This window comes from Mesorhizobium shonense, from assembly GCF_040545255.1.
In the GTDB taxonomy this organism is placed as follows: Bacteria; Pseudomonadota; Alphaproteobacteria; order Rhizobiales; family Rhizobiaceae; genus Mesorhizobium; species Mesorhizobium shonense.
This window is the reverse complement of record NZ_JBEPLM010000003.1, coordinates 438,681-464,643: the sequence shown is the minus strand read 5'-3', so window position 1 is coordinate 464,643 and position 25,963 is coordinate 438,681. Positions and strand designations below refer to the sequence as shown.

Sequence of the window (25,963 nt, the reverse complement as noted above, 5' to 3'; positions counted from 1 at the left end):
GATCCTGCCACTATTGTAGTGAAAATAACTACTACAGATCAGGTGCAGCCATGGACGAAACCGTTTCGGCAGCCGATGCCAATCGCAGATTCTCTCATATCTTACGTGAGGTGCGCGACGGCCACAGCTACGTCGTGACCAGCCACGGGCGCCCTGTGGCCCGGATCGTGTCTGCGGAGAAGCACGAAGGCGTTGCCTCCCGCTCGCACGCGGCATTGCTGTCACGCCTCGAACGGCAGCCGATCCTCAATGCCGGACGCTGGACCCGTGATGAACTTTATGAGGACGATCGGTGAAGGTCGCGATCGACACCAATGTCCTGGCCTATGCTGAGGGCGTTAACAACGCGGAGAAACGCGACGTCGTTCTCGAACTGCTACACAGTATTCCACGAGAGGCCGCAGTTATTCCGGTCCAGGTGCTGGGCGAACTGTTCAATGTTCTCGTCCGCAAGGCCGGAAGGTCCCCCCAGGAAGCTCGGGATAAGCTGCTTAGCTGGAGCGACGCGTTCCCGGTTGCCGGGACGACGTCGGAAGTGATGATGATGGCTGTCGATGTTGCGGCGGACCATCGTTTCGGCATCTGGGATGCCGTCATTCTTTCCACTGCTTCGCAAACGGGTTGCCGGCTACTCCTGTCGGAAGATCTGCAGGAGGGCTTCACGTGGGGCGGTGTAACCGTCGTCAATCCTTTTGCATCGCCGCGGCACGCTTTGCTGGATGCTCTTCTGGGTGCGGAATAGGAACCTGAAGCGTCTCGCAACGATCGGCTTTTCAACCGCGGCAGGACGTGTTACCAGCCAGCGCCAATCCTGAAAGGGAAGATGAGAGTCGGCGCTGGCCATTTCGGTCCAGCGCCTTTTCCGCATTCAAAAGGACTGGCCATGGCAAAAATCATCGAGACGTCCACCGGCGCGCTGGCGCTGACCTTCGACGACGTGCTGTTGCAGCCCGGCCATTCCGAGGTCATGCCCGGCCAGACCGACATCCGCACCCGCATCGCCGGCGACATCGATCTCAACGTGCCGATCCTGTCGGCCGCCATGGACACCGTCACCGAGGCGAGGCTCGCGATCGCCATGGCGCAGGCCGGCGGCATCGGCGTCATCCACCGCAATTTCTCGCCGGCCGAGCAGGCCGAGCAGGTCAGGCAGGTGAAGAAGTTCGAATCCGGCATGGTGGTGAATCCCGTCACCATAGGCCCTGACGCGACGCTCGCCGACGCGCTGGCGCTGATGCGCGCGCATGGCATTTCCGGCATTCCGGTGGTGGAAAACGGCGGCACCGGCGGCCACACGGTGGGCCGGCTGGTCGGCATCCTCACCAACCGCGACGTGCGTTTCGCTTCCGATCCGTCGCAGAAGGTTTACGAATTGATGACCCGTGAGAACCTGATCACGGTCAAAGAAAATGTCGACCAGGACGAGGCCAAGCGCCTCCTGCACAAGCACCGCATCGAGAAACTGGTCGTGGTCGACCGTAAGGGCAATTGTGTCGGCCTGATCACCGTCAAGGACATCGAGAAGTCGCAGCTCAACCCTCATGCCACCAAGGACGCGCAGGGGCGCTTGCGCGCCGCCGCCGCCACCAGCGTCGGCGATGACGGCTTCGAGCGCGCCGAACGCCTGATCGACGCCGGCGTCGATCTTTTGGTCATCGACACCGCGCACGGCCATTCGCAGCGCGTTCTGGATGCCGTGACGCGGGCAAAGAAGCTTTCGAATTCAGTGCGCATCCTGGCCGGCAACGTCGCCACTGCAGAAGGCACGCGGGCGCTGATCGATGCCGGCGCCGACGCCGTCAAGGTCGGCATCGGCCCGGGCTCCATTTGCACCACGCGCATCGTGGCCGGTGTCGGCGTGCCACAGCTCTCGGCGATCATGTCGGCGGTGGAGACGGCCGACAAGGCGGGCGTGACGGTGATTGCCGATGGCGGCATCAAATATTCGGGCGACCTCGCCAAGGCGCTCGCCGCGGGCGCCAGTGCCGCCATGATCGGCTCGCTGCTTGCCGGAACCGACGAGAGCCCGGGCGAGGTCTATCTGCATCAGGGCCGTTCCTTCAAGGCCTATCGCGGCATGGGCTCGGTCGGCGCCATGGCGCGCGGCTCGGCCGATCGCTACTTCCAGGCCGAGGTGCGCGACACCCTGAAACTGGTCCCGGAGGGCATTGAAGGGCAGGTTCCCTATAAAGGACCTGTGGCTGGCGTGCTGCACCAGCTTGCAGGCGGCCTGAAAGCCGCTATGGGTTATGTCGGTGGGCGCGATCTTGCCGAGTTCCGCGAGCGCGCCACCTTTGTGCGCATATCGAACGCCGGACTTCGTGAAAGCCACGCCCATGACGTCACGATCACCCGCGAGAGCCCGAACTATCCGGGCGGACTTTGATCAGGCTGGCGAACAGCCGGACCGTCTAAGCTTGTGGCGTGGCTTGACCGTGGCGGTGCTGCGCCTGTCGCGTCACGCGGCGGCGCTCTCCATCGCGTCCGCGACGGTCTTCATTGCAATGACGGCGCTGGAGTTTTTCTATTTCCGCCGCCTGAGCAGCGGGCTCCCCTCGCTCGACATGCGCGTCACGGGCTTCACGCCCGATCAGGGCATGGCATGGCTGACAGCGCTCGGCCGGCGCGGCGGCGAGATCATCATCGTCTGGCACTATCTGACTTTTGATCTTTTGTTCCCGGCGCTGCTGTCGCTCACCTTGCTTAGCTTGATCCTGGCCTTTGGCCGCCGGCTGAGGAACTTCCGCGCCTTGCCGGCGCAGTTGCAGGCGCTGTCGGCGTTGGTGCTGGTCTTGCCTTACACACTCGCCGATTACGCGCAGAACTTCGCAATCGCGCGGCTGCTGTCCGATTTCCAGTTGGCCAATCCCGATTCACTGTCCTTCGCCTCGTCGCTGACCGTGACCAAGTTCGCGCTTCTGGCCGTTCCCGTCGCGGTCGTCGCGGTATTCGCGCTGGCGGTACGACGGCGCTGAGTGGGCAGGGGATGAATCAGACCGCCATCTTCTGGCCCATGCTGGCGCATGTGCTTCTGGTCTACGTCGTCTATCTGGTGATGTTTAAACGTCGCTACTTCCCCGTGAAGTCCGGCGAGGCCAAGATCAGCCAGTACAAGGTCCGCTCGACCGAGCCGGCGTCGAGCGTCACCGTCGCCAACAATCTGATCAACCAGTTCGAGCTGCCGGTTCTCTTTCATGTGCTGTGCCTGGCGCTCTTCGTCACCAATGGCGTCAACTACCTGACGCTCGCGCTGATGTGGCTCTTCGTCGTCACGCGCTATGTCCACGCCTGGGTGCATCTCAGCAGAAACTACCTGCTGTACCGCAGCCGCGCCTTCTTCGTCGGCGCGGGCGTACTTCTTATCGCCTGGATCTGGTTCGCACTGCACCTGCTTGGCGCGGTGTGAGGCCCTTTCCTTCTCCCCTTGTGGGAGAAGGAGGGGTGCTAAAGATCGAACACCGCGATCCTGCGCTTGTCGAACTTGATGCCGATCTCGCCGCGCACCAGTCTCAGCGCCTGGTCGCCGAACACGGCACGCCGCCAGCCCTGCAGCGCCGGAACGTCGGCGGCGTCGCCCTCGGCGGCGATGCGGTCGATGTCGTCGCTGGAGGCGAGCACCTTGGAGGCGACGCCTTCCTTTTCGGCGACGATCCGGAGCAGCACCTTGAGCAGTTCCGCCGCCGCGCTCGAGCCCTCCGGCGGCTGGAATGTCTTCGGCAGTTTCGGCATCGCTTCCTTCGGCATGGCAAGCGCCGTATTGACCGCGCCGAGCAATGCTGTTGCGGTCGCGGATCGTTCCCAGCCCTTCGGCGTCGTGCGCAGCCGGCCGAGGGCTGTCGCATCGCGCGGCGCCTGTTGCGCGATCTCGTAGATCGCGTCGTCCTTGAGCACGCGGCCGCGCGGCACGTCGCGTTCGCGCGCCTCGCGCTCGCGCCAGGCGGCCACCGCCTGCACGATCGCCAGCTCCTGCGGCTTGCGCAGCCGCATCTTCAACCGCTTCCAGGCGTCCTCCGGATGCGGATCGTAGGTACCGCGCGAGGTGAGAACATCCATCTCCTCGTTCAGCCAATGGGCGCGGTCCTCCCGTTTCAGCTCGGCGCTGAGATGTTGGTAGACCTTGATCAGATGGGTGACGTCGGCGAGCGCGTATTCGAGCTGCTTGTCGGAGAGCGGCCGGTGCCGCCAGTCGGTGAAACGCGAGGATTTGTCGAGCCGGGCGCCGGTGATGCGCTGCACCAGCTGGTCGTAAGAGACGCTGTCGCCGAAGCCGCAGACCATGGCCGCCACCTGCGTGTCGAATACCGGATGCGGCACCAGGTCGCCCAGATGGACGATGATTTCGATGTCCTGGCGGGCGGCATGAAAAACCTTGACCACCGCTTCATTGGCCATCAGCCGGAAGAACGGTTTGAGATCGATGTCAGGCGACAGCGGATCGATCAGCGCCGTCACCCCGGGCGCGGCCATCTGGATCAGGCAGAGGATCGGCCAGAAGGTCGTTTCGCGGATGAATTCGGTGTCGACGGTGACGAATTCCGACTTTTCGAACGCCGCGATAGCGCTCTCGAGTTCTTTCTGGGTGGTGATGACGTGCATCAAATCGCTTTTGACATCATTTTTTAGGCCTCTTTCAATTTCAGTCGCGCGCGCTTTCGTCAAGCCGGCGCCACGTCATCATTCGTCGGCCGTGTCCGAATCGCCGCTTCTCCGCGCGAGCCGCGCGAATAGTGTCGAGGTGCGCAAAAGTGCCGTGAAGCGGCTGCGTTTGCCTGCCGGAACACCCGATCGCACCTGCATCCGGTAGAGGATCACGACAATGAGAATGGCGTAGACGGTGGCGCTGAATACAAACAGGGCGCCCGGTCCGAAATACTGCATCACCGCCGATGCCGCGAACGGGCCGCCAATGGCGCCGAAGGAATAGAACAGCATCAGCGCCGCGTTGATCAGCACGAACTCGCCCTTGTCGGCGCGGTCATTGGAGTGTGCAGCCGACAGCGAGTAGAGCGGCATGGCGAAGCAGCCGAAGATGAAGACGATGACGAAGTTGAGGAACGGATCGCCGTGCGCCACGAAAGCAAGCGTCAGCGCTGCGACCATGGCGCAACAGGTCGTGGTCAGCAGCACCGAGCGCCGGTCCCAGCGGTCGGAAAGGTAGCCCAGCGGATACTGGATCAGCGCCCCGCCGAAGATGCCGACGCTGACGAAGGTAACGACATCGGCCACCGACATGCCGATCTCCTCGGCATAGACCGGCGACAGCGTGCGGAAAGCGCTATTGGTGACGCCGACGGCTATGCAGCCGATCGAGCCAAGCGGCGAGATCCGCCAGACATGCGGCAGGTCGAGCTTGACCTCTTCGGGCGGCGCCGGGTTGGAGCGGTCGCCGAGCGAGACCGGCACAAGCGAGAAGGTGATCATCATCGACATGACGGCGAAAATAGCGAAGCCGCCTGCGCCGAAGACCGGGATCAGGAATTGCGCGCCAGTGACCGAGCCGATGTCGACCATGCGGTAGATTGCGAGCACCCGGGCCCGGTCCTTGTTGGTGACGCCGGAGTTCAGCCAGGCTTCCATCACGGTGAACAGGCCGGCGAAGCAAAAGCCGCCGGCAAAGCGTATCGCACACCACATCACCGGATCGATGACCAGCACCAGAAGCAGCGTGCCGACCGAGGCAATGGCGGCAAGCGCCGAAAAGGTCCTGACATGGCCGACGGCCTTGAGGATGCGGGTGATCGCCAGGCAGCCGAGCAGGAAGCCGGCAAAGTAGAACGTGCCCATCAGGCCGATCACCGTGGCGGAAAAGCCCTCCTGCGCGCCACGCAGCGCGATCAGCGTGCTTTGCAGCCCATTACCGCCAAGCAGGATGCCTGCGGCAATGAGGAGCGGGATCAGCGGACGAATGGAAGACATTCAGGGAAGGCAATCACGTTTCAGTGATCCTTCTTGGACCATCGAACCCGCCAATGCCAGTGGCAAATGCTTACATGAAGACGGGCCACGTTCCTGCATCCGGCCGAGGGACATGGGGCTATCAATCGGGCAGGAGCCCCTAAGCTTTGCCGGCTCGTATTTCCATCTCCTGCACGACCGTAGACGGCGCCTCGCCTGGAATCGCATTGATGGCCTCTGCGGCTGGCCGCCGGCCAAGCGAGCCCGCGGTCAGCAGGCTGAGCGCGATGAACGGGATGCCGATCCCGTAGGCCGAGCGGATGCCCCAATGGTCCGACACGAAGCCGAGCAGCGGCGGACCGAGCAGGAAGGCGATGAAGGAGATCTGCGAAAGCGCCGCGACATTGATCGCCGCGGGCCGGTCCGTCCGTTGCGCTGCGGCGGAGATCGCCAGCGGGAAGAGGGCGCTGCTGCCGATGCCCAACAGGGCAAAACCCAGCATCGAGACGAACGGCAGGGGCGAGAAGAAGACGATGAGCACACCCGCCGCCATCACTGCCAGCAGCACGCGCGCCACCCCGCTTGGCGAGTGGCGGTCGACAAAGGAGTCGGCGAAGAAGCGCGTGGTTGCCTGCGAGAAGGCAAACAGCGCCACCGTGAAGCCGGCGACGAAGGGGCCGGACTCGAACACGGTGCGCATATAGATCGCCGACCAGTCGATGCTGGCGCCTTCCAAGAGCATCGCCGAAAGCGTCACCGCCACGAGGACGAGGATCGGCAGCGTCGGCCGCGCGAACATCGGCGCCTTTTGGTCGGTCCCGGCGTGGCGGGCCGGCGCCGGGTCGAAGCCGCCGAGGAACAACGCCATCGAAGCTGCCACCATCGGCACCACCAGCGCCAGATGGAGCTGCGGCGAAAGACCCAGATGCGCCATCGCGCCGCCGAACAGCCCGGCGCCGAAGAAGCCCGCGCTCCAGAAGGAATGCGCCCGGTTCATGATGCGGCGCTTGAGCTGGAACTCCGTCCTGTCGGCCTCGACATTCAGGATGATCTCGACGCTGCCGATCATCAGGCCGACCGGCAGCAGCATCAGGAACAGGGCGACCGGTCCCGGCGCGTGCACGGCGATGGAATAGACGAGCGCGATCAGCGGCACGAGCCAAAGCAGCGCCCGGCGAAAGCCGACACGCTCCAGCACGGGCGTCGCCAGCGTCAGCGCGGTCAAGGTGCCGATCGGCGTTCCGATCAGGCTGAGCCCCAGCGTGCCGTCCTCGATTTCCATGGCGCGCTTGATATCCGGCAGGCGCGGGAAAATGTTGCCCATGGCGAAAGAGTAGATCGCGAAACCGGCATAGACGCGGTGCTGAGGGGCGAGTTTCAAGCCAAGGGTCATTACGGCACTTCCGATGGGAGGGTGGGACGGCATCGCCAGTCCATCACGCTATTTCTTGCATAAACATGCAGAACATGCAAGAATGTGCACAAAGAAATAGGATCGTGCATGCTGACCGAGGAACGACATCAATTCATTCGCGACCGGCTGGCGGCGGAGGGAAGGGTGCTGGCCGGCGAGCTCGCCAGCCGATTTGGGGTCTCGGAAGATACGGTTCGCCGCGATCTGCGCGAGCTGGCGAAAGCCGGGCAGTTGCGCCGTGTCTATGGCGGCGCGGTCGCGTCGGCGCCCTTTGCGGCGGCAACGATCAGCCAGCGCAGCAGCCATGCGGTCGAGGAGAAAATGCGCCTGGCGAAGGTAGCGGTGGGGGTGGTCGCCTCAGGGCAGACCCTGTTCATCGACGGCGGCACCACCAATGAGGCGATCGCCAGGGCAATCCCGCGCGATGTCGAGCTGACGGTGGCCACCAACTCGCTCGGCGTCGCATCGGCTCTCGCCGATCTGCCCCTGGTCGAGCTGATAATGCTCGGCGGCCGGTATGTCCGCGACCTCGGCACCTGCGTCGGCGGCGACACGCTTGCCGCCGTAGCGCAGCTCGGCGCGGATCTGTTCTTCCTCGGCTCCTGCGGGCTCGATGCCTCGCGCGGCGTCACGGCTTTCGATTCGGCCGAAGCCGAGGTGAAGCGGGCCATGGCCAGGAACAGCGCCGGCATTGTCATTGCCGCCACCAACGACAAGCTTGCCACCGCGGCTCCCTATCGCGTCGCGGCGCCCGATGCGATCTGCTATCTGGTGGTCGAAAGGACAGCCCCCGCCGCCATCCTCGCCGACTTCCAGCGACAGGGCGCTGAAGTCCGCTTCGCGTGAACGGCCGCAACCGCGAGCCTGTGTGACGGCTTGTCCTGTGTGACCGGTTGCCTTGACAAAGCCGGCCTCTCATGCGCTTTTCGCGCCAATTTTCAGGGCCGGGCTTTTGCCCGCAATTCCGGACTCCACCAATGACAATGCATCGTTACCGCAGCCATACCTGTGCCCAGTTGAGAAAGAGCGACGTCGGCAATTCCGTCCGCCTGTCGGGCTGGGTGCATCGCGTGCGCGACCATGGCGGGCTGCTCTTCATCGATCTGCGCGACCATTACGGCCTGACCCAGATCGTCGCCGATCCGGATTCACCGGCCTTCAAGACCGCCGAGACCCTGCGCGGCGAATGGGTGATCCGCGTCGACGGCGAGGTCAAGGCGCGCCTGCCGGAGACCGTCAACATCAATCTCCCGACCGGCGAGATCGAGATTTTCGCACGTGAGATCGAGGTGCTGTCGGCGGCCAAGGAACTGCCGCTGCCGGTGTTCGGCGAGCCGGACTATCCGGAAGACATCCGCCTGAAATACCGCTTCCTCGACCTGCGCCGCGAAACGCTGCACAAGAACATCGTGGCGCGCACCAGGATCATCGCCGAGATGCGCAGGCGCATGGGCGAGGTGGGCTTCACCGAATTCTCGACGCCGATCCTGACGGCATCCTCGCCGGAGGGCGCGCGCGACTTCCTGGTGCCCTCGCGCATCCATCCCGGCACCTTCTACGCGCTGCCGCAGGCGCCGCAGCAGTACAAGCAGCTGATCATGGTCTCCGGCTTCGACCGCTACTTCCAGATCGCGCCCTGCTTCCGCGACGAGGATCCGCGCGCCGACCGTTTGCCCGGCGAATTCTACCAGCTCGACCTCGAGATGAGCTTCGTCGAGCAGGACGACGTGCTCTCGACCATGGAACCGGTGCTTCGCGGCGTCTTCGAAACCTTCGCCGACGGCAAGCCGGTGAACCAGAAATTCCGCCGCATCCCCTATGACGAGGCGATGCGCACCTACGGCACCGACAAGCCGGACCTGCGCAACCCGATCGAGATGCAGGCGATCTCCGATCACTTCCGCGATTCAGGCTTCAAGGTCTTCGCCAACATCCTGGCAAACGATTCGAAGGCCGAGGTCTGGGCGATCCCGGCCAAGACCGGCGGCAGCCGCGCCTTCTGCGACCGCATGAACTCCTGGGCGCAAAGCGAAGGCCAGCCGGGCCTCGGCTACATCTTCTGGCGCAAGGAAGGCGACAAGCTCGAGGGTGCGGGACCGATCGCCAAGAACATCGGCGAGGAACGCACCGAAGCGGTACGCCAGCAACTCGGCCTCGCCGATGGCGACGCCGCCTTCTTCGTTGCCGGCGACCCGAAGAAGTTCGTCGCCTTCGCGGGTGCCGCGCGCACCCGCGCTGGCGAGGAGCTCAATCTTGTCGACCGCGATCGCTTCGAGCTTTGCTGGATCGTCGACTTCCCATTCTTCGAATGGAACGAGGACGAGAAGAAGATCGACTTCGCCCACAACCCGTTCTCGATGCCGCAGGGTGGCATCGATGCGCTCGGCGGCCAGGAGCCGCTCGGCATCAAGGCGTTCCAGTACGACATGGTCTGCAACGGTTTCGAGATCGCCTCCGGCGGCATCCGCAACCACCTGCCGGAAACCATGGTCAAAGCCTTCGAGATGGTTGGCTTCGATCGCGCGACGGTCGAGGAGCGCTTCGGCGGCCTCTACCGCGCCTTCCAGTATGGCGCGCCGCCGCATGGCGGCATGGCGGCGGGCATCGACCGCATCGTCATGCTTCTGGTCGGCGCCAAGAACCTGCGCGAGGTCACCATGTTCCCGATGAACCAGCAGGCCTACGACCTGTTGATGAACGCGCCTTCGGAAGCCACCCCGCAGCAGCTACGCGAGCTGTCGCTGCGCGTCGCGGTGGCGAAGAAGGAAGGTTAGGAACAGCGCCGAAGCGGTTGCTTCTGCTAAATGAATCGGTCTTGAACAAAAGAAGCCCGGCATCGCTGTCGGGCTTCTTTGCTTGAGCGTTCCGCTCGATCAGTCCTCGTTCGCCTTGACCTTGACACCCAGCGTCTTGGGCAGGTCGAGCGGGTTCGACATGGCGCCGGCCATGATCAGGGCGAACGGCACCGATGACGGCGGCTCGGCCGAGATTTCGAGGCTCTTCGGGTCGTCGAGGAACTTGTTGACCGCCGCAGAGACTTCGGCCGTCAGTTCGGGGTTGTTAAGCTGCGCCATGCCGAACGGCACGATCGCCTTGGCCTGGTTGGCGACATCCTTGCCGGACATGCCCTGCTGCTTGCCGACATAGTCGAGCACCTTGCCGGTCAGCGAATCGTCGTCGAAGCGAACCGAGGCGCCGTTGAACGACAATTGCTGCAAGAGGCCGAGCATGGCCATGCCTTGCGCGGAATTGTCGGCGCCCTCCGGCTGCGAGGCGAGCTGCTTCTGCATGGCCTGCATCGACTTGATGAAGTCGACCGTATAGCCGCCGAGGTTGAAGGTCATGCCGAGCGTGCCGGCTTTGTCGACCGATATGTCGTATTTCGACAGCTCCATCTTGCCGTCGCTGGGCTGCCAGGTGCCGGCCATCGAGACGGTGCCGGAGATGTTCTGGTAGCCGAGCGCCTCGATCGCTTCCTTCGACTTCGGGTCGTCGACCAGCGTCAGATCGGCATTGAACTTTTCGGTATTGGCGGTGAAATCCATCGCCTTGCCGTCGGCCGGCGGGGTGATCTGGACAGCGAGCCCGTCCATCGAGAAGGCGGTCTTGTCGCCGACCTTGACCGTCATGTTGGAGAGCTCGGCCGACTTGTACATCATCAGCGAGCCGAGCGGATCGGTGCTGCCTTCGGCCGGCACCTTCATGTCGTGGATGACGAAGGGGCTGAGATTGAGCGTCACGCCGTCCTTGGAGTGCTCCAGGGCGGAGGTCGAGACGGTCGCGATCTCGAAGCCGCCATTGGCTGCGGTGACGCCCTCCAGCTTCACGTCGCCGATCGGCAGCGCTTCCTTCTCGGCAGCCGGCTTGATGGAGACGCCCTGCAAGACGACATTCGAATCGTCACCCGTGGCCCCGGTCCAGGAAATGTCGACGCCCTGGGCGGCAAGCGTTGCCTTGACGCGCTCGGCCACGGCCGGGTCGGCGGCAAACGCGGCGTTGAGCGGCAGGGTCAGCAGAAAGGTTGAAAAAGCCAGTTTCTTGAACATTGAGCGTTGAATTGTCATGGCGAGTTCCCTGTCCTGAAAAGTGTTTTGAATTCCTGCACCGTCACCATTCCGTGACGAACGGGACGGGAAAAAGGCGATCCCCGGCCCATTTGTCGAAAACGGCGACGAAAAGCAAATGCGGGCCGGCACGCTTTGCACGGTGCGGTGAATTTGTCATGAAGACCGCGGCTCTCCTGCGCCCGTTTGCATGCCCAGATCGCATTGCATGCCCGGATAGAGGGCGCATGTAACAGATTGATGTTGGCCGGCGTCCCGCTTGCAGCCGATGCCTGTTGCAGATGGGCGGCAAACTGGAATGTTCGCCTTGCCGCTTCCGTGAAATCCTTCACATCACCCGCTACGGTCTTTGCTGGCGACTGCGCGCGACGAATCCGCCGACTTCCAACCCGGCGCTTGCCGCGAATCACCCGCTCGGCTAGTCCAAATCCATGGGAAAAAGGCATTTGCCGCCTGAAGACAATGACGGCGGCGACAACATCGAACCGGTCGACCTGAAGGAAGCGCTTGAGAAGCGTTACCTCGCCTATGCGCTGTCGACCATCATGCATCGGGCGCTGCCGGATGTGCGCGACGGGCTGAAGCCGGTCCATCGCCGCATCATGCATGCCATGCGGCTCTTGCGGCTCAACCCCGACCAGGGCTTCGCCAAATGCGCCCGCATCGTCGGCGAGGTGATGGGTAAGTTCCACCCGCATGGCGACCAGTCGATCTACGATGCGCTGGTGCGCCTCGCGCAGGAATTCTCGATGCGCTACCCGCTGGTCGACGGGCAGGGCAATTTCGGCAACATCGACGGCGATAACGCCGCCGCCATGCGCTACACCGAAGCGCGCATGACGGAAGTGGCGACCGAGCTGCTTGCCGGCATCACCGAGGACGCCGTCGACTACCGGCCGACCTACAACGAAGAGGACGAGGAGCCGGTCGTTCTGCCCGGCGCCTTCCCGAACCTGCTTGCCAACGGCTCGTCCGGTATCGCGGTCGGCATGGCAACCTCGATCCCGCCGCACAACGCCGCCGAGCTTTGCGACGCCGCGCTGCATCTGATCGAGCATCCGGACGCGCCGGTGGCCAAGCTGATGGATTTCGTCCAGGGGCCGGATTTCCCGACCGGCGGCATCATCGTCGACAGCCGCGCCTCGATCCTCGAAGCCTATGAGACGGGCCGCGGCGGTTTCCGTGTCCGCTCCAAATGGAGCCAGGAGGATCAGGGCAGGGGCACCTGGAGCATCGTCGTCACCGAGATCCCCTACGGCGTGCAGAAGGCCAGGCTGATCGAGAAGATCGCCGAGCTCCTGATGGCGCGCAAGCTGCCGCTGCTCGAAGACATCCGCGACGAGAGCGCCGAGGACATCCGCATCGTGCTGGTGCCGAAAAGCCGGACGGTCGACCCCGGCATCCTGATGGAATCGCTGTTCAAGCTCACCGAGCTCGAAAGCCGCTTCCCGCTCAACATGAATGTCCTGTCGCGCGGCAAGGTGCCGAACGTCCTGTCGCTGAAGGGCGTGCTCAAGGAATGGCTCGACCACCGCCGCGACGTGCTGATCCGCCGCTCGAAATATCGGCTGGGCGAGATCGAGAAGCGCCTGGAAATCCTCGCCGGCTACCTGATCGCCTATCTCAACATCGACGAGGTCATCAGGATCATCCGCGAGGAGGATGAGCCCAAGCAGGTGATGATGGCCCGCTGGTCGCTCACCGACAACCAGGCCGAAGCCATCCTCAACATGCGGCTGCGCGCTCTTCGAAAGCTCGAAGAGATCGAGATCCGCAAGGAATATGACGGCCTCACCGAGGAGAAGAAGCAGATCGAGGCCCTGCTGGCGTCGGACGTCAAGCAATGGGCGACGATCAAGTGGGAAGTCACCAAGATCCGCGACACGTTCGGCCCAGAGACCGAGCTCGGCAAGCGCCGCACCCAGTTCGCCGACGCGCCCGAGCATGACCTGACCGACATCGCCCATGCCATGATCGAGCGCGAGCCGGTCACTGTCGTGGTGTCGGAAAAGGGCTGGCTGCGCGCCATGAAGGGTCATCTGACCGATCATTCGCAGCTTGCCTTCAAGGAGGGCGACAGCCTGAAGCTCGCCTTCCATGCCCAGACCACCGACAAGATCCTGGTCTTCACCACCGGCGGCAAGTTCTACACCATCGGCGCCGACCGGCTGCCGGGCGGGCGCGGCCACGGCGAGCCGATCCGCATCATCGTCGACATGGAGAACGACCAGGACATCGTCACCGCCTTCGTCCACGATCCGAAGCGCAAGCTGCTGCTCGTCTCCTATGATGCCAATGGCTTTGTCGTCTCCGAGGACGAGGTCGTCGCCAACACCCGCAAGGGCAAGCAGGTGATGAACGTCAAGGCGCCGGACGAGGCCAAGCGCTGCATTCCGGTCGCGGGCGACCATCTCGCCATCGTCGGCGAGAACCGCAAGATGCTGGTCTTCCCGCTCGCCGAGATCCCGGAGATGGCGCGCGGCAAGGGCGTGCGCCTGCAAAAATACAAGGACGGCGGCGTGCTGGACCTGAAGACGTTCACGCTGGAAACGGGGCTCACCTGGCAGGATTCGGCCGACCGCACCTTCACCAAGTCGCGTGAGGAACTGGCCGAATGGATCGGCGCCCGCGCCGCCGCCGGCCGCATGGTGCCGAAGGGTTTCCCGAGGACGGGCAAGTTCGGGTAGCGGGGCCTTTCCTTCTCCCCTTGTGGGAGAAGGTGGACGAGCGAAGCTCGGCCGGATGAGGGGTGTTGGAAGGATCGCTACCTCTCGACGTAAGCGCTTCAAATCCTTGAATATCTTGACGTTGCATTCCTTCCAGCACCCCTCATCCGTCTCGGCGCTGCGCGCCGATCCACCTTCTCCCACAAGGGGAGAAGGTCAGGCGCAAACATTTGGACTATCGTCACGATTGCTGCACTATGATGGTGCATAAGCATCCAACGAATTGCCGGGCAGGGGAGAGACGCCGGGTTGAAGCGGGCTGAAATCCAGAAACCGGGGCAGCGCCTGTTCGGTCTGTCAACGCCGCTCAGGGCTGCCGTCATCCCGCCGCTGTCGGCGGCGCGCTGGCTCCTGGTGCTGATCGTCGCCGCCGGCGTCTATTTCTTCCACGGCTTCCTGTTCCCGGTGCTGGCCGCGCTCGTCATCGCCTTCGCCAGCTGGCCGCTCTACCGCAGGCTGCTCGCCGCCGTCGGCGGCAACCGCACCATCGGCGCGACGCTGGCCATCCTGTTCATCCTGACCTTCCTGGTGGTGCCGATAGCGCTTGCCGGGACCTATGCCATCAACGAGCTCCGCGAATGGGTGGTGTGGGCGATCGAGACCAACCGCCACGGTTCCGCCACGCCGCAATGGATCGCCACCATGCCGGTGATCGGCGAGTGGCTGAACCAGCAGTGGACTACCAATCTCGGCCATCCCGGCGGCATCGGCGAGCTGATCCAGATGGTGAGCGGCTCCAACATCGGCACCATCTACCGCGGCGCGCTGGCCGCCGGCGGCAGCGCCTTCGGCCTGCTGCTCACGCTGCTCTTCATGCTGATCGCGCTGTTCTTCGCCTATCGCGACGGCGAAGCTTTCGCGGCACAGGTCGATCGTCTCGGCGAGCGGATCCTGCCGACGCGTTGGGAGCGGATCTCGCGCGTCGTGCCGGCCACCATCTCATCGACCGTCACCGGCATGACCGTCATCGCCATCGGCGAAGGCCTCGTGCTGGGCGTCGCCTACTGGCTGGCCGGCGTGCCGTCGCCGGTGACGCTTGGCGCGCTCACCGGCATCATGGCGCTGATCCCGGGCGGCGCGCCGCTCTCCTTCACGCTTGTGTCGATCTATCTCGCCGCCAGCGGCAAGTTGTTTGCCGGCATGGCGCTGTTCATCTGGGGCGCGGTCGAGCTCTTCATCGTCGACAAGACGTTGCGTCCGAAGCTGGTCGGCGGGCCGATCAAGCTGCCGTTCCTGCCGACCTTTTTCGGCCTGATCGGCGGCGTCAAGACAATGGGCTTCCTTGGCCTCTTCATCGGCCCGGTGCTGATGGCGCTGCTCGTCGCCATCTGGCGCGAATGGCTGCGCGAGGTCGAGATGATGGACGAACAGGCGCCTGCCGGTGCCGACGAGAACGGACCGCCACGGATCGAGGCGGCGCCCGAAGCCAGGAAAATTCAGGCCGGGTAACCGACCGCAAGGGCGGCGCGGCGCTTGCGCCCTTCATGCAATTGCCACAGCGAATGCGCGACCAGCGTCACGATCAGGATCGTGCCGCCGATCAGGCTGTTGCGCGTCGGCGTCTCGGCAAAGATCAGCCACACCCAGACCGGCGCCAGCACCGTCTCCAGCACATAGAACATCGCCACCTCCGGCCCTGAGATGTATTTCGGTCCGTTGGCGAGGCAGAAGAACGAGATCGGCATGATCACGGCGCCGTTGAAGATGATCCACCATGGCTGGTTGACGTGAAAGCCTTCGCCCGAGACCATGAAGACGGCGACCGCCAGCGGCAGGATGACGCCGACGAGCGCGGTAAAGCCCATATCCTTGCCGCTGGCGCGCGAGATGGTGATGGCGATCGCCACGAACAGCGCCGAGCACAGCGCCATGAAATCTCCGAACAGATGCCCGGTGCCGACCGAGCCGCCGACGATGATCAGCACGCCGAAGATCATCGCCAGCATCGCGATCACCGTCCCGAGCCGCGGCTTCTCCCGGAGAAACAGCCATGACAACAGTGCGGCGAACACGGTGTTGAAGGCGAGGATAAAGACGAGGTCGGCGGTCGAGGTGTGATAGACGGCGGTGACGAAGGTGACGCCGGTGAGCCCGTAGCACAGAGCCACGGCAAGTCCCGACCAGCCCGGGATGAGTTGTGGCGCATTGCCGCGCAGCGCGCGCCAGACGGCCCAGATCACCAGCGCGGCGACGAGCGTGGTGCCGGTGCGCAGCATCATGATGGTCCATGGGCTGCCGTCGGCGAGCCGGATCAGCGGAATGTCGACGGTCAGCGTCAACCCGCCGATGGCGGTGATCAGCAGGCCCTTCTGGTGGTCATGGTGGGAAGACATGATAGGTCTCGCAATGGTTTGCAGACGGCTGGCTTGATGGCACACTCGTCCATCGAGTGGCGGAAACGCCAGCTTCCTGCCCCTTGAAACAGCCTAAGGTTGGGCTTTGGAAAAAATGGTCAGCGACTGACCGCTTCGTGGTCGTAGCGTTCCCAGCCTTTCGGGCCGAGATGCTCCTGCGGCATGAACCGCATCTTATAGCTCATCTTGCGCGAGCCGTTGACCCAGTAGCCGAGATAGACGTGGGGCAATCCCATCGCCTTGGCGCGGGCGATGTGGTCGAGGATCATGAAGGTGCCGAGCGAGCGGTCGTCGAAATCGGGATTGAAGTAGGAATAGACCATCGACAGCCCGTCGGCCATCTTGTCGGTCAGCGCCACCGCGATCAATTCTCCGTGGCCCTTGCCGGTGATGAAGGTATCCGGGCCGCGGCGCCGGTATTCGATGATCTTGGTATCGACATGCGTGTCCTCGACCATCATCGCATAGTCCAGCACCGTCATGTCGGACATGCCGCCGCGCCGGTGGCGGGCGTCGAGATAGGCGCGGAACAGCGAATATTGCTCGGTCGATGGCTGCGCGTCATGCATGGCGCCGATCAGGTCGGCATTGCGCTGGATGACGCGGCGCATGTTGCGGCTGGCGGTGAATTCCTGCGCCAGGATGCGCACCGACACGCAGGCCCGGCAGGACTCGCAGGCAGGCCGGTAGGCAATGTTCTGCGAGCGCCGGAAGCCGCCCTGGGTCAACAGGTCGTTCATCTCGGGCGCCTTGTCGCCGACAAGGTGCGTGAACACCTTGCGCTCGAACTGGCCCTCCAGATAGGGGCACGGCGACGGCGCGGTCAGGAAGAACTGCGGCGACTGGGTTGGATGCTGCGTCATCGATCCTTGGAAACGCTCCTGCGAATCGCCCTACCTTTGGCCCGGCCGGCGAAAAATTCAACAGGATTGTGCGGCCACGGCCGGCCCAGGCTGTTCATATTCTAGCACAACCGGCGCGGCGACAGCGCGCCGGCACCGTCAGACATCGGTGCGCGTGACGACCGTGCCGAGAAGCAGGTCGTGCAGCGTGCGCTTGCGATCGGAAAACAGCGTCACCAGCAGCACCAGCGGCGTCAGGATGACGTTGCCGGCCCAGAACAGCACCGAATGCACGACCGCGGTCAGTCCGTCGATGCGGGTACCGTCAAGTTTGTCGAGCCGGATGCCCATGATCTTCATGCCAGTGGTGGCCTGGTCGCGGCTGCCCAGCGTGTTCCAGATGTAGAGAATGGCAACCGCCGGCACCAGGATGGAGAACAGCGCCCAGCCTAGGCCGAAGGTCAAAAGCCCGAGCAGGGCGACCAATATGGCGAAGGGGATGGTGAGCACGGCAACGATGAAATAGTCGAGGATGAAGGCGAAGACGCGCCTCGTGCGCACGCCGCGATAGGCGCGCGTGTCCTCGAACTTCGTGGTGATGATCTCGCCGTCAAGCACGCGCGTGTTCATGTCATGACCTCGTAACAGGCCGGACATAGGTCTCGGCCATTCGCCACTGAAATGGTGAAAGCCGATGGCGGAATCAAGGTCGAAGGCTCGTGATGCATGCTCGGCAAGCCGTGGCGAAGCGCGGTTGCGGCGGTTGAATTCATGGCGCGGATCGCGTTAGCTTGCTGCGGCGCAACAAGACGCCGAGGGGAAGGGGAATATGGACTACGACATGCTTGTCATCGGCAGCGGCCCCTCTGGGCGCCGCGCCGCGGTGCAGTCGGCCAAGCTTGGCAAATCGGTACTGGTGGTCGATAGGGGCCGGCGTCTCGGCGGCGTCTCCGTGCACACCGGCACCATTCCGTCCAAGACGCTGCGCGAAACGGTGCTCAACCTCTCCGGTTGGCGCGAGCGTGGCTTCTACGGGCGCGGCTATCGGGTCAAGCAGGACATTTCCGTCAGCGACCTCGTCGAGCGCTTGCACAAGACGCTCGACCACGAGGTCGAGGTGCTGCAGCATCAATTCATGCGCAATGCGGTCAAAAGCGCGCGCGCCACGGCCAAATTCCTCGGCGCCAACAAGGTCAGTCTGACGACCGACAGTGGCGACTACAGCGAGGTCGGCTTCGCCAACGCGCTTATCGCCGTGGGCACCAGGCCGCACCGGCCGCGCGACGTGCCTTTCGACAAGACGCGCATTTTCGACAGCGACGAGATGCTGGAGCTCGACCGGCTGCCGCGCACGCTGACCGTCATCGGCGCCGGCGTCATCGGCGTCGAATACGCGACCATCTTTTCCGCGCTCGACGTGCCGGTGACGCTGGTCGAGCCGCGCAATACCATCCTCGATTTCGTCGACCGCGAGATCGTCGACGACTTCATCCACCAGATGCGCGACCGCGGCATGACCATTCGGCTCGGCAGCACGGTCAAGGAAATCGCCTCCAAGCCAGACTATGCCGAGGTGACGCTTGCCGACGGCCGCACTATCCGCTCCGAGATCGTGCTTTATGCCGCCGGCCGCAGCGGCAATCTCGGCAGCCTCGGTCTCGACGTGGTCGGCATCGAGGCGGACTCCAGGGGGCGCATAAAGGTCGATCCGAACACGTTCCAGACCAGCGTGTCCAACATCTACGCCACCGGTGACGTCATCGGCTTCCCGAGCCTGGCCTCGACCTCGATGGAGCAGGGCAGGGTGGCCGCCTGCCATGCCTTTGGCGTGGCGCTGCCGCCGCCGCCGGAAACTTTTCCGTATGGCATCTACGCTGTCCCGGAAATCTCCACCGTCGGCCAGTCGGAGGAGCAGGTGCGCGAGAGCGGGATCGCCTATGAGGTCGGCGTCGCGCGCTTCCGCGAAACCTCGCGCGGCCACATCATGGGCGTCAACTCGGGCTTCCTGAAGCTGCTCTTTTCGGTCGAGACGCGCCGACTGCTCGGCGCCCATATCGTCGGCGAGGGCGCGACCGAGCTCATCCATATCGGCCAGGCCGTGATCAATCTCGGCGGCACGGTCGACTTCTTCGTCAACAACACTTTCAACTACCCGACATTGGCCGAGGCCTACAAGATCGCCGGCCTGGATGCTTGGAACCGGATGGGGCAGGGGTAGGACGTGCCCGGCTGAGCTCCCAGCCGCTTCTGAGGGGTCGCGTTCCGATCGCAGCGGCTCCTAAATCGCGTCGCGCTGAAACGGATTCAGGCGACGCGCTTTAAGTCTTTGTTTTTATGCATGTCGTTTTCGCAAAACCGCTGCGCACTTTTGCGCGACATGCATTAAGCCGTCAGGCAGCCCGCGCAGGCCCTGCAAGCCACTGCCGGGCGATCGCGGCGTCCGCGTCGCCGAACTCGTGGCCCGCAGCGACGATGCGCGCATCGACCTCGGCGCCGCGCGCGCTCAGCAGCGTCACCAGCGACGGGGCGAAGGGGCCGTAGGTCTGGTCGGCCGCGCCGGCGATGACCAGCACCCGCGTTCCGGCGAGGTTGGTTGCCGGCGCGTCGTCGAGCACCGGCATCGCCCTGAGCAACGCCGCCTGCCTCACCAGCCCGGGGTGAAGCAGCATCAGCGTGGAAATCAGATTGGCGCCGTTGGAATAGCCGAGGAAGGTCGCGCGCCCGAGGTCGAGCCCGTGGCGTCGCGCGGCTTCGGTTGCGAATTGAGCGATAGCGGCCGTTTCCACGCGGATGCTGGACTGGTCGAAACTGGTCGGCGTGATTCGCTCGAACCAGCGGAAACCGTCCTCTTGGGCGATGCGGCCGCGCGCCGCGACGAGCACCGCGCGCGGCGCGATCTGACTCGCCAGCGGCACCAGCGTCGTTTCGTCCACGCCCGATCCGTGCAGCACGAAAAGGCATTCGCCGCTCGCATCTGCCGGTACGATCAAGCGATAGGGGAAAGGCAGATCATGGCGCAGCACGCTGTTTTTGTTGGCATGTTCGGACATGATCACATCCTTTTGATTTTACGGAGATTTCGCTGATTTGCCGGCTTCAAAACGGAATGTTTTCAAGTTCCGCGAAAGTTGATTGAACCGGGCGCATTTCAGACCGTTTCTGCGCCGATACACTCCCGACGGGAGGAATCGAAGCGGTGCGTCGGGGGTCGCATTGCTGGACATGAAACACCAGCTCTGAGGCCTTTTGTCGATGACCATCCCCGTTTCTCAGCGCGACCCGCGTATCAACGATCGCGACATGCGTATCGATCGCGACCCGCGTATCCATGATCGCGATACGCGTATCGACGTGCTGCGCGCGCTCGCGCTGCTCACCATTTTCGTCGACCATGTGCCGGGCACCGTCTTCGAAAACCTGACCTATAAGAATCTCGGCTTCTCCGATGCGGCCGAGGCCTTTGTGCTGATCTCCGGCATTTCGGTGGCGCTCGCCTATGGCAGCAAGTTCAAGCCGGGCGGCAGGCTGCTGGCGACGCTCAAGATGTGGCGGCGCGCTGGCGTGCTCTATGTCACCCACATCGTCATCACCATGGCGGTGATCGCGATGTTCTGTGCCGCGGCGGTGTTTGCCCACCGGCCGGAACTGTTGAAGATGATCAACATCGAGCCGCTGATGAAGAACACGCCGGAGGTGCTGCTCGGCATCGTCACGCTCGGCCATCAGCTCGGCTACAACAACATCCTGCCGGTTTATGCCGCGCTGCTTCTGGCGGCGCCGGCCTTTGTGCTGTTCGTCAGCTACAGGCCCGCGGCGGCGCTGACGGTGTCCGGCCTGCTGTGGCTGGTTGCCGGCATCTGGCAGATCGCGCCGCCGAACTATCCCGAGCCGGGTCTGTGGTTCTTGAATCCCCTGTCCTGGCAGTTCCTGTTCAACATCGGCCTCGCGACCATGCTGCACGTCAAGCGCGGCGGCGCCATTCCCGTAAACCGGTGGCTGGTGGGTTTCGCCGGCGTCTACGTGGTCGGCGCGGCGGTCTGGGTGCACAGCCCATTGTGGGGTCATATCACCTGGTTCGACCTGCCGGTGGTGATCGGTGGTTTCGACAAGACCTTCCTGTCGCTGCCGCGATTGCTGCATATCCTTTCGGTCAGCTACCTGGTCGTCGCCCTGCCGGCCGTGTCGAACCTCTTCCGTGCCAGGCCCGACAACCCGCTGGCGATCCTCGGCAAGCGCTCGCTGCCGGTGTTCGTCGCCGGAACGGTGATCGCCATGGCGGCCCAGGTGCTGAAGCTGATCAATCCGGGCGGCCTCGCCTATGACACGCTGCTGATCGCAGCCGGCATCGCCATGCAGTTCGCGCTGGCGCTGTATCTCGAATGGCTCGCCGGTCTCGGCCCGGCCCGCGCCAAGCCGGCGCGCGACGAGATTGCGCGCCCCACGTTTGGCGCGCAGCCTGTACCGGCGAGGGTTGGCGGCTACTGAGGGCTTGTCAGGTTCTCGGCGCCGGGCCGGTGGAGGCCCTGACGACCAGCTCGACGCCCATCGTCTCGCGCCGCACCGTGCCGTCGAAGTCGAGGATCATGTGGGCGGCCCGACGGCCGATCTCGGTGATCGGCTGCGCGATCGTGGTCAGCGGTGGGTCGCAGAGCGCGCCGTCCGGCACGCCGTCGAAGCCGACGATGGAAACCTCCTGCGGCACCTTGAGACCTCGCTCGGTCAGCCACTCGATGGCGATGAGGGCCATCCTGTCCGACATCGCCAGGATGGCGGTCGGCCGCTCGCCGCCGGCAAAGATCGCCTCGAGCCCGGCTCTCGTGCTCTTCTCCTCGTTCTCCGTCTCGTAGAACGGGATTTTCGCCGTATCGATGCCGAAACGGGAGAGTTCCTCAAAATAGCCGGCAAGGCGGTCACGCGTTCCGGTGTAGAGCGCGCTCCGCACGATTTCCGGTGTGGCGAAGCCGGTGCGACCGTCGGCAAAGGCCAGCGACAGCACCGCGAAACGGCGATGGCCGAGCTCGGCAAGGTGGCGCGCTGCGAGCCTGGCGCCGGCGACATTGTCGACGCCGATTGCCGAGACTGTTTCGTCCTCGAAGCCGAGCTCCAGCGCGACGAAAGGCAGCCTGCGCTCGCGCGTCAGGTCGACGAGGCGCGAGCCGCCCTCGATGCAAAACAGGATGAAGCCGTCGACGAGCGCGCTCTGGATGTTCCAGGCGAGCTTTTCCTGGTTGGCGGCCGAAACCAGGGCGATGCCGGCGCCGGTGGCGTCGCAGGCCTCGGAGATGCCGGCCATCATGACGCGGGCGAAGGGATCCTCGAAGAAATAGGAGAGCGGCTCGGTCGTGCCGACGCCGATGGCGTTGACCTTGCCGGCGCGCAGCAGGCGCCCCTTGGGGTCGGGGCCGGCATAGCCCATCGCCTCCGCCACCGCCTTGACCCGCTCGCGCACCTCGGCGCGCACGATCTCCGGGCGGCTGAAGACGTTGGAGGCCGTGCCATGCGAGACACCGGCCGCCTTGGCGATGTCCGCCAGCCGGATGGGTCGTGCTTGGCCTTCGATGGGTAATGCCATGTCGTTCCTCCGAATCCGGTCACACAGCGAACATGACCGCGGAATGCTTGCCGGTCATCTAACATTTTTCTTGGATCGATTCAAATTTTTGCTTGACTCCAATGGTGCGAGGCATAAGATTTGAATCGATCCAAGTTGCTTCGACGATTGGGAGCAAAGTTCGAGAAGGAGGGTGCCATGCATCCGGTCAACTATTTGTTTGAAGACGTCTACCGCAACGATTGGGGCATTGCCTCGGTCGCGCGGAGCGAGCGGCGCCGTGGCAGGGCAAGCCCGTGGAAGCGTGAGCCGCGCTTCATCGTGGAGCGCAAGAGCGCCTGAAAAATCAGCCTTTTTCGCATCGATCAATTGGATCGATTCAATTCAAGGAGCCAGTCATGCATCCGATCAGCCATCTTTTCCAGGACATCTATCGCAACTATTGGGGCATCTCGCCGGCGACCGACCGGCCGGAACGGCCGCGCGCGGCCGAGCCGGCGACGCGCAAGCGGAGACTGCGCCCGGGGCGCCGGTAATCCCGGCGCGTCCCCGTGCTCGACGGCCTCACCGATGGAAGAGATAGGTCTAGGACCGTGGACGCAACAGCGCCGAGACCGCGATCGCCAGCCAGCCGGCGATAAGTAGCGTGCCGCCGATCGGCGCCGACATCGGAAACAGCCGCGAACCCAGGAAATCCCGGGCGAGCAGGTCGCCCGAGAACAGCAGCAGGCCGACGAGCAGCGCTAGGCTTGCGATCCGGAGGCACCGGTTGCCGCCGATAAGGCCGATGGCGAGAAAGACCGGCGCATGCATCAACAGGAAGGATGCGGCCGTGCCGGTGAAGGCGCCGCCGCGATGCGCGGCCGCCGCTGACAGCGCCACGCCTGCCGCGCCGACAAGGCCGCCCGCCAGCACGAGGACAGGGCTGCCGCCGTTTGAGGATTGCCCCGCAAGGCTCATTTCGATGCTCCGTGTTCGGTGGCCCGCCAATCAGGATTCGCCGGCCCCGAGCAGCATATGCCGCGCCCGCCGCGACTGGACAATCCAGTTGTAGACCGCCCCGAGCGCCATCAGCACGGATGTGCCCAAAAACACCGCCGGCATCCCGAAATGGCCGCCGACGAAGCCGCCGGCGAGGGGGCCAGCGACCTGGCCGACATATTGCGCCGAGATCGACAATCCAAGCACGTTGCCGCCGACGCCGTCCGGGATGTTGTGGCGGATGACGCTAGTGATGCAGGGCAGCAAGCCGCCGAGCGCCAGGCCCATCAGGAAGCGCAGCCCGATCAGTTGCCAGCCGTTGGTGACGAAAGCCTGTGGAATGAGCAGCAGCGCCGAGACGGCGAGCGCGCCGACGACGACATTCCAATGGCCGACGCGGTCGGCGAGTTTGCCCAGCCACGACGAGGACAGGATGGTGCCGAGTGCTGCCGCCGACATCACCACGCCGGCGACCATTGTCACCTTGCTCTGGTCCTCGACGAGCTGCTGCACATACACGGTGATGATCGGCTCGATCGACATGGTGGCGAAGGCGAGCAGCATGCCGGTTGTTAGCATGGCGACGACCGGGCGCTTGTCGGGGATTTGCGACCAGCCGCTTTTCGGTTTCGCCGGCGAAGCGGCGTTGACCGCGGGTGGGCGCGGGTTTTCCTTGATCAGGAAAGTCGTGGCCAGGAAAGCGAGAAAGATCACGCCGCCGGATAGCAGGAATGTCGCGCGGATGCCGATCACCGGCGGCAGCGCGCCGCCTAGCAGTGGGCCGACCAGCGAGCCCGCCGTGATACCGGCCGAGAGCACGCCGAGCGCCCATCCGGAGCGGTCCTTCGGCGTCTGCATCGCCACCAATATCGTCGAGCCCGAGGAATAGCCGCCGGCAAAGCCGATAAGGAGCCTCAGCAACACCAATTGCCAGACGCTCTCGACCATGCCTGTCAGCGACATGCAGATCGCCATGCCGAACGAGGCGCGCACCAGCATCAGCTTGCGGCCATAGCGGTCGCCGAGCCGGCCCCACAGGGGGGCGACCAGCGCCGCGGCAAAGAAGGTGGCGCCATAGGCGATGCCCGACCATTGCACGATCGCCGCGTGCCCCTCGGCGCCCAGTTGTTCAACGTAGAGCGGCAGGAACGGCAACAGCAGCGTCATGGCAATCAGCGTGCTGAACGAGCCGGCGAAGCAGACCGCAAGATTGCGCTGCCAATGGATGTTGTAGCCGCTCTGTTCAGGAGTGTCGTTCGCCATGTCATGCCTGCAAGATCATCCGGGTTGTTCCGGATACCGTTTTGGGATACCAAGACGGTATCCGTCATGAACCTCAACCCAGCCGCTGTCAATGCGGCGCCGAAAAGCGGAACGACAATGTCGCAGATGCAGAATGTCGAAAGGCAGCTTCGCGAGATGATCCTCGGGCTGGAGATCGGGCCGGGCGAGCGGCTGACCGAGCGTTGGATCGAAAGCCGCTTCGGCGCCTCGCGCACTCCGGTCAGGGCCGCATTGCTGCGCCTCGAGACCGAAGGGCTGATCGGCCGCGACGGCCGCGGCTGGACGGTAGCGCCCATCAACCTCGCCGAGCTTGGTCAGATCGCCGTCTACCGCGAAGCGGTCGAGGTGGCGGCGGTGAGGTTGACGGCGGCGCTCGAGGATCGCGGTGGAGTCGAGGTGATCGCGGCGATGCTCGATTCCTGCGACGCCGATACGCCGCGCGAGGAATGGCACCGCGTCGGCATGGATTTTCACATCGAGCTGGCCAGGCTTTCCGGCAATGAATTTCTGCTCAGAGCCGTGCGCGACGCGATGACCAGGCTGTCGCGCGCCCGCTGGCTGGAAGTGCGCGACGAGGCGGCGCTCGGCCGTGCATGGGCCGAGCACCATGCGGTCCTGGCGGCCGTGCGAAAGGGTGATGCCGACGAGGCGGCGCGACTGCTCTCGGCGCATATCGCCGGCAGCCGCGACCGGCTGGTGACTTCGCTGCATGACGACCGGCGCGGCCTGCGCGCCAGGGGCTTTGCCGTTGTCGCTGCCTGACCCCGCAAACGTGGTCGAATACTGGACTCTCACAATTTCGTCCGGTTGTGCGGGCTTGCAAGATGTTCGGCACAATGCTGTAGGAGACGC

Annotated in this window: 25 protein-coding genes; 14 read left to right on the top strand and 11 right to left on the bottom strand. The window is 64.2% G+C overall.

The window, feature by feature from the left end:
• Nucleotides 1–50: 50 nt before the first annotated feature.
• The 5 genes from ABID26_RS11765 to ABID26_RS11745 all read left to right on the top strand — a co-directional run bounded on the left by ABID26_RS11765 (nucleotide 51) and on the right by ABID26_RS11745 (nucleotide 3,406).
• Nucleotides 51–296 (top strand): type II toxin-antitoxin system Phd/YefM family antitoxin, encoded by a 246-nt coding sequence (locus ABID26_RS11765; protein WP_126100091.1) that lies wholly within the window; start codon nucleotides 51–53, stop codon nucleotides 294–296.
• On the top strand, nucleotides 293–742 hold the full coding sequence (locus ABID26_RS11760) for a PIN domain-containing protein (protein ID WP_126100092.1): 450 nt from the start codon (nucleotides 293–295) through the stop codon (nucleotides 740–742). The genes ABID26_RS11765 and ABID26_RS11760 overlap by 4 nt, the downstream gene beginning before the upstream one ends.
• Nucleotides 743–883: 141 nt before the next feature.
• Nucleotides 884–2,386, top strand: a complete 1,503-nt coding sequence (gene guaB, locus ABID26_RS11755) for an IMP dehydrogenase (protein ID WP_278202857.1) — start codon at nucleotides 884–886, stop codon at nucleotides 2,384–2,386.
• On the top strand, nucleotides 2,337–2,975 hold the full coding sequence (locus tag ABID26_RS11750; protein WP_435528565.1) for a hypothetical protein: 639 nt from the start codon (nucleotides 2,337–2,339) through the stop codon (nucleotides 2,973–2,975). The genes guaB and ABID26_RS11750 overlap by 50 nt, the downstream gene beginning before the upstream one ends.
• An 11-nt stretch (nucleotides 2,976–2,986) precedes the next feature.
• Nucleotides 2,987–3,406: an MAPEG family protein gene (locus ABID26_RS11745; protein ID WP_292345055.1), complete on the top strand. Its 420-nt coding sequence runs from the start codon at nucleotides 2,987–2,989 to the stop codon at nucleotides 3,404–3,406.
• Nucleotides 3,407–3,444: 38 nt separating this feature from the next.
• Here ABID26_RS11745 and rnd read toward each other — a convergent pair whose 3' ends face one another.
• The 3 genes from rnd to ABID26_RS11730 all read right to left on the bottom strand — a co-directional run bounded on the left by rnd (nucleotide 3,445) and on the right by ABID26_RS11730 (nucleotide 7,288).
• On the bottom strand, nucleotides 3,445–4,596 hold the full coding sequence (gene rnd, locus ABID26_RS11740) for a ribonuclease D (protein WP_126100094.1): 1,152 nt from the start codon (nucleotides 4,594–4,596) through the stop codon (nucleotides 3,445–3,447).
• 78 nt (nucleotides 4,597–4,674) lie between these two features.
• Nucleotides 4,675–5,916 (bottom strand): MFS transporter, encoded by a 1,242-nt coding sequence (locus ABID26_RS11735; protein WP_354415447.1) that lies wholly within the window; start codon nucleotides 5,914–5,916, stop codon nucleotides 4,675–4,677.
• A gap of 139 nt (nucleotides 5,917–6,055) precedes the next feature.
• On the bottom strand, nucleotides 6,056–7,288 hold the full coding sequence (locus ABID26_RS11730) for an MFS transporter (RefSeq protein ID WP_354415444.1): 1,233 nt from the start codon (nucleotides 7,286–7,288) through the stop codon (nucleotides 6,056–6,058).
• 108 nt (nucleotides 7,289–7,396) lie between these two features.
• Between ABID26_RS11730 and ABID26_RS11725 the strand changes: the two genes are divergently transcribed.
• Nucleotides 7,397–8,155 carry a DeoR/GlpR family DNA-binding transcription regulator gene (locus tag ABID26_RS11725; RefSeq protein ID WP_354415442.1) on the top strand — a complete coding sequence of 253 codons (759 nt, stop codon included), beginning with the start codon at nucleotides 7,397–7,399 and terminating at the stop codon, nucleotides 8,153–8,155.
• 137 nt (nucleotides 8,156–8,292) lie between these two features.
• Complete coding sequence (gene aspS, locus ABID26_RS11720) at nucleotides 8,293–10,083, top strand: aspartate--tRNA ligase (protein WP_354415588.1); 1,791 nt, start codon at nucleotides 8,293–8,295, stop codon at nucleotides 10,081–10,083.
• A gap of 99 nt (nucleotides 10,084–10,182) precedes the next feature.
• On the opposite strand, the gene ABID26_RS11715 is transcribed toward aspS, so the two are convergent.
• The gene (locus tag ABID26_RS11715; RefSeq protein WP_292340326.1) at nucleotides 10,183–11,373 is read right to left on the bottom strand and encodes a hypothetical protein; all 1,191 of its coding nucleotides are present in this window, start codon (nucleotides 11,371–11,373) and stop codon (nucleotides 10,183–10,185) included.
• Between the two features lie 431 nt (nucleotides 11,374–11,804).
• On the opposite strand from ABID26_RS11715, the gene parC reads away from it, so the two are divergent.
• Both parC and ABID26_RS11705 read left to right on the top strand, forming a co-directional pair.
• On the top strand, nucleotides 11,805–14,060 hold the full coding sequence (parC, locus tag ABID26_RS11710; protein WP_354415440.1) for a DNA topoisomerase IV subunit A: 2,256 nt from the start codon (nucleotides 11,805–11,807) through the stop codon (nucleotides 14,058–14,060).
• Nucleotides 14,061–14,348: 288 nt separating this feature from the next.
• The gene (locus ABID26_RS11705; RefSeq protein ID WP_354415437.1) at nucleotides 14,349–15,548 is read left to right on the top strand and encodes an AI-2E family transporter; all 1,200 of its coding nucleotides are present in this window, start codon (nucleotides 14,349–14,351) and stop codon (nucleotides 15,546–15,548) included.
• On the opposite strand, the gene ABID26_RS11700 is transcribed toward ABID26_RS11705, so the two are convergent.
• The 3 genes from ABID26_RS11700 to ABID26_RS11690 all read right to left on the bottom strand — a co-directional run bounded on the left by ABID26_RS11700 (nucleotide 15,536) and on the right by ABID26_RS11690 (nucleotide 17,925).
• Nucleotides 15,536–16,432 (bottom strand): DMT family transporter, encoded by an 897-nt coding sequence (locus ABID26_RS11700; RefSeq protein ID WP_354415434.1) that lies wholly within the window; start codon nucleotides 16,430–16,432, stop codon nucleotides 15,536–15,538. The genes ABID26_RS11705 and ABID26_RS11700 overlap by 13 nt on opposite strands.
• Nucleotides 16,433–16,551: 119 nt before the next feature.
• A complete protein-coding gene (locus tag ABID26_RS11695; protein WP_126100102.1) occupies nucleotides 16,552–17,316 on the bottom strand; it encodes an arginyltransferase in 765 nt (254 codons plus the stop codon).
• Nucleotides 17,317–17,454: 138 nt separating this feature from the next.
• Entirely contained in the window at nucleotides 17,455–17,925 is a 471-nt protein-coding gene (locus ABID26_RS11690) for an RDD family protein (protein WP_292301835.1), read from the bottom strand.
• A 199-nt stretch (nucleotides 17,926–18,124) separates the two neighbouring features.
• Here ABID26_RS11690 and sthA point away from each other — a divergent pair, with 199 nt between their 5' ends.
• Nucleotides 18,125–19,513, top strand: a complete 1,389-nt coding sequence (sthA, locus tag ABID26_RS11685; protein ID WP_126100104.1) for a Si-specific NAD(P)(+) transhydrogenase — start codon at nucleotides 18,125–18,127, stop codon at nucleotides 19,511–19,513.
• A 172-nt stretch (nucleotides 19,514–19,685) separates the two neighbouring features.
• On the opposite strand, the gene ABID26_RS11680 is transcribed toward sthA, so the two are convergent.
• A complete protein-coding gene (locus tag ABID26_RS11680; protein WP_292301838.1) occupies nucleotides 19,686–20,345 on the bottom strand; it encodes an alpha/beta hydrolase in 660 nt (219 codons plus the stop codon).
• Between the two features lie 250 nt (nucleotides 20,346–20,595).
• Here ABID26_RS11680 and ABID26_RS11675 point away from each other — a divergent pair, with 250 nt between their 5' ends.
• A complete protein-coding gene (locus ABID26_RS11675) occupies nucleotides 20,596–21,780 on the top strand; it encodes an OpgC family protein (RefSeq protein ID WP_292301882.1) in 1,185 nt (394 codons plus the stop codon).
• A gap of 7 nt (nucleotides 21,781–21,787) precedes the next feature.
• Here the strand turns inward: ABID26_RS11675 and ABID26_RS11670 are convergent, their stop codons facing one another.
• Entirely contained in the window at nucleotides 21,788–22,867 is a 1,080-nt protein-coding gene (locus ABID26_RS11670; protein WP_292301840.1) for a LacI family DNA-binding transcriptional regulator, read from the bottom strand.
• A 177-nt stretch (nucleotides 22,868–23,044) separates the two neighbouring features.
• On the opposite strand from ABID26_RS11670, the gene ABID26_RS11665 reads away from it, so the two are divergent.
• Nucleotides 23,045–23,188, top strand: a complete 144-nt coding sequence (locus ABID26_RS11665) for a hypothetical protein (protein WP_189521197.1) — start codon at nucleotides 23,045–23,047, stop codon at nucleotides 23,186–23,188.
• Nucleotides 23,189–23,244: 56 nt separating this feature from the next.
• Nucleotides 23,245–23,382, top strand: a complete 138-nt coding sequence (locus ABID26_RS11660; RefSeq protein ID WP_189521199.1) for a hypothetical protein — start codon at nucleotides 23,245–23,247, stop codon at nucleotides 23,380–23,382.
• A gap of 49 nt (nucleotides 23,383–23,431) precedes the next feature.
• Here ABID26_RS11660 and ABID26_RS11655 read toward each other — a convergent pair whose 3' ends face one another.
• The gene (locus ABID26_RS11655) at nucleotides 23,432–23,806 is read right to left on the bottom strand and encodes a DUF423 domain-containing protein (protein ID WP_126100108.1); all 375 of its coding nucleotides are present in this window, start codon (nucleotides 23,804–23,806) and stop codon (nucleotides 23,432–23,434) included.
• 30 nt (nucleotides 23,807–23,836) lie between these two features.
• Nucleotides 23,837–25,090 carry a multidrug efflux MFS transporter gene (locus ABID26_RS11650; RefSeq protein WP_292301842.1) on the bottom strand — a complete coding sequence of 418 codons (1,254 nt, stop codon included), beginning with the start codon at nucleotides 25,088–25,090 and terminating at the stop codon, nucleotides 23,837–23,839.
• A gap of 117 nt (nucleotides 25,091–25,207) precedes the next feature.
• Here ABID26_RS11650 and ABID26_RS11645 point away from each other — a divergent pair, with 117 nt between their 5' ends.
• On the top strand, nucleotides 25,208–25,873 hold the full coding sequence (locus ABID26_RS11645; RefSeq protein ID WP_292301843.1) for a GntR family transcriptional regulator: 666 nt from the start codon (nucleotides 25,208–25,210) through the stop codon (nucleotides 25,871–25,873).
• The last annotated feature ends 90 nt before the right edge of the window (nucleotides 25,874–25,963 follow it).

Coding starts and splice junctions, on each gene's coding strand:
- ABID26_RS11765 (WP_126100091.1), top strand. CDS start 51: ATGGACGAAACCGTTTCGGCAGCCGATGCCAATCGCAGATTCTCTCAT.
- guaB (WP_278202857.1), top strand. CDS start 884: ATGGCAAAAATCATCGAGACGTCCACCGGCGCGCTGGCGCTGACCTTC.
- ABID26_RS11750 (WP_435528565.1), top strand. CDS start 2,337: ATGACGTCACGATCACCCGCGAGAGCCCGAACTATCCGGGCGGACTTT.
- ABID26_RS11745 (WP_292345055.1), top strand. CDS start 2,987: ATGAATCAGACCGCCATCTTCTGGCCCATGCTGGCGCATGTGCTTCTG.
- rnd (WP_126100094.1), bottom strand. CDS start 4,596: ATGCACGTCATCACCACCCAGAAAGAACTCGAGAGCGCTATCGCGGCG.
- ABID26_RS11735 (WP_354415447.1), bottom strand. CDS start 5,916: ATGTCTTCCATTCGTCCGCTGATCCCGCTCCTCATTGCCGCAGGCATC.
- ABID26_RS11730 (WP_354415444.1), bottom strand. CDS start 7,288: ATGACCCTTGGCTTGAAACTCGCCCCTCAGCACCGCGTCTATGCCGGT.
- ABID26_RS11725 (WP_354415442.1), top strand. CDS start 7,397: ATGCTGACCGAGGAACGACATCAATTCATTCGCGACCGGCTGGCGGCG.
- aspS (WP_354415588.1), top strand. CDS start 8,293: ATGCATCGTTACCGCAGCCATACCTGTGCCCAGTTGAGAAAGAGCGAC.
- ABID26_RS11715 (WP_292340326.1), bottom strand. CDS start 11,373: ATGACAATTCAACGCTCAATGTTCAAGAAACTGGCTTTTTCAACCTTT.
- parC (WP_354415440.1), top strand. CDS start 11,805: ATGGGAAAAAGGCATTTGCCGCCTGAAGACAATGACGGCGGCGACAAC.
- ABID26_RS11700 (WP_354415434.1), bottom strand. CDS start 16,432: ATGTCTTCCCACCATGACCACCAGAAGGGCCTGCTGATCACCGCCATC.
- ABID26_RS11695 (WP_126100102.1), bottom strand. CDS start 17,316: ATGACGCAGCATCCAACCCAGTCGCCGCAGTTCTTCCTGACCGCGCCG.
- ABID26_RS11690 (WP_292301835.1), bottom strand. CDS start 17,925: ATGAACACGCGCGTGCTTGACGGCGAGATCATCACCACGAAGTTCGAG.
- sthA (WP_126100104.1), top strand. CDS start 18,125: ATGGACTACGACATGCTTGTCATCGGCAGCGGCCCCTCTGGGCGCCGC.
- ABID26_RS11680 (WP_292301838.1), bottom strand. CDS start 20,345: ATGTCCGAACATGCCAACAAAAACAGCGTGCTGCGCCATGATCTGCCT.
- ABID26_RS11675 (WP_292301882.1), top strand. CDS start 20,596: ATGCGTATCGATCGCGACCCGCGTATCCATGATCGCGATACGCGTATC.
- ABID26_RS11670 (WP_292301840.1), bottom strand. CDS start 22,867: ATGGCATTACCCATCGAAGGCCAAGCACGACCCATCCGGCTGGCGGAC.
- ABID26_RS11665 (WP_189521197.1), top strand. CDS start 23,045: ATGCATCCGGTCAACTATTTGTTTGAAGACGTCTACCGCAACGATTGG.
- ABID26_RS11660 (WP_189521199.1), top strand. CDS start 23,245: ATGCATCCGATCAGCCATCTTTTCCAGGACATCTATCGCAACTATTGG.
- ABID26_RS11655 (WP_126100108.1), bottom strand. CDS start 23,806: ATGAGCCTTGCGGGGCAATCCTCAAACGGCGGCAGCCCTGTCCTCGTG.
- ABID26_RS11650 (WP_292301842.1), bottom strand. CDS start 25,090: ATGGCGAACGACACTCCTGAACAGAGCGGCTACAACATCCATTGGCAG.
- ABID26_RS11645 (WP_292301843.1), top strand. CDS start 25,208: ATGTCGCAGATGCAGAATGTCGAAAGGCAGCTTCGCGAGATGATCCTC.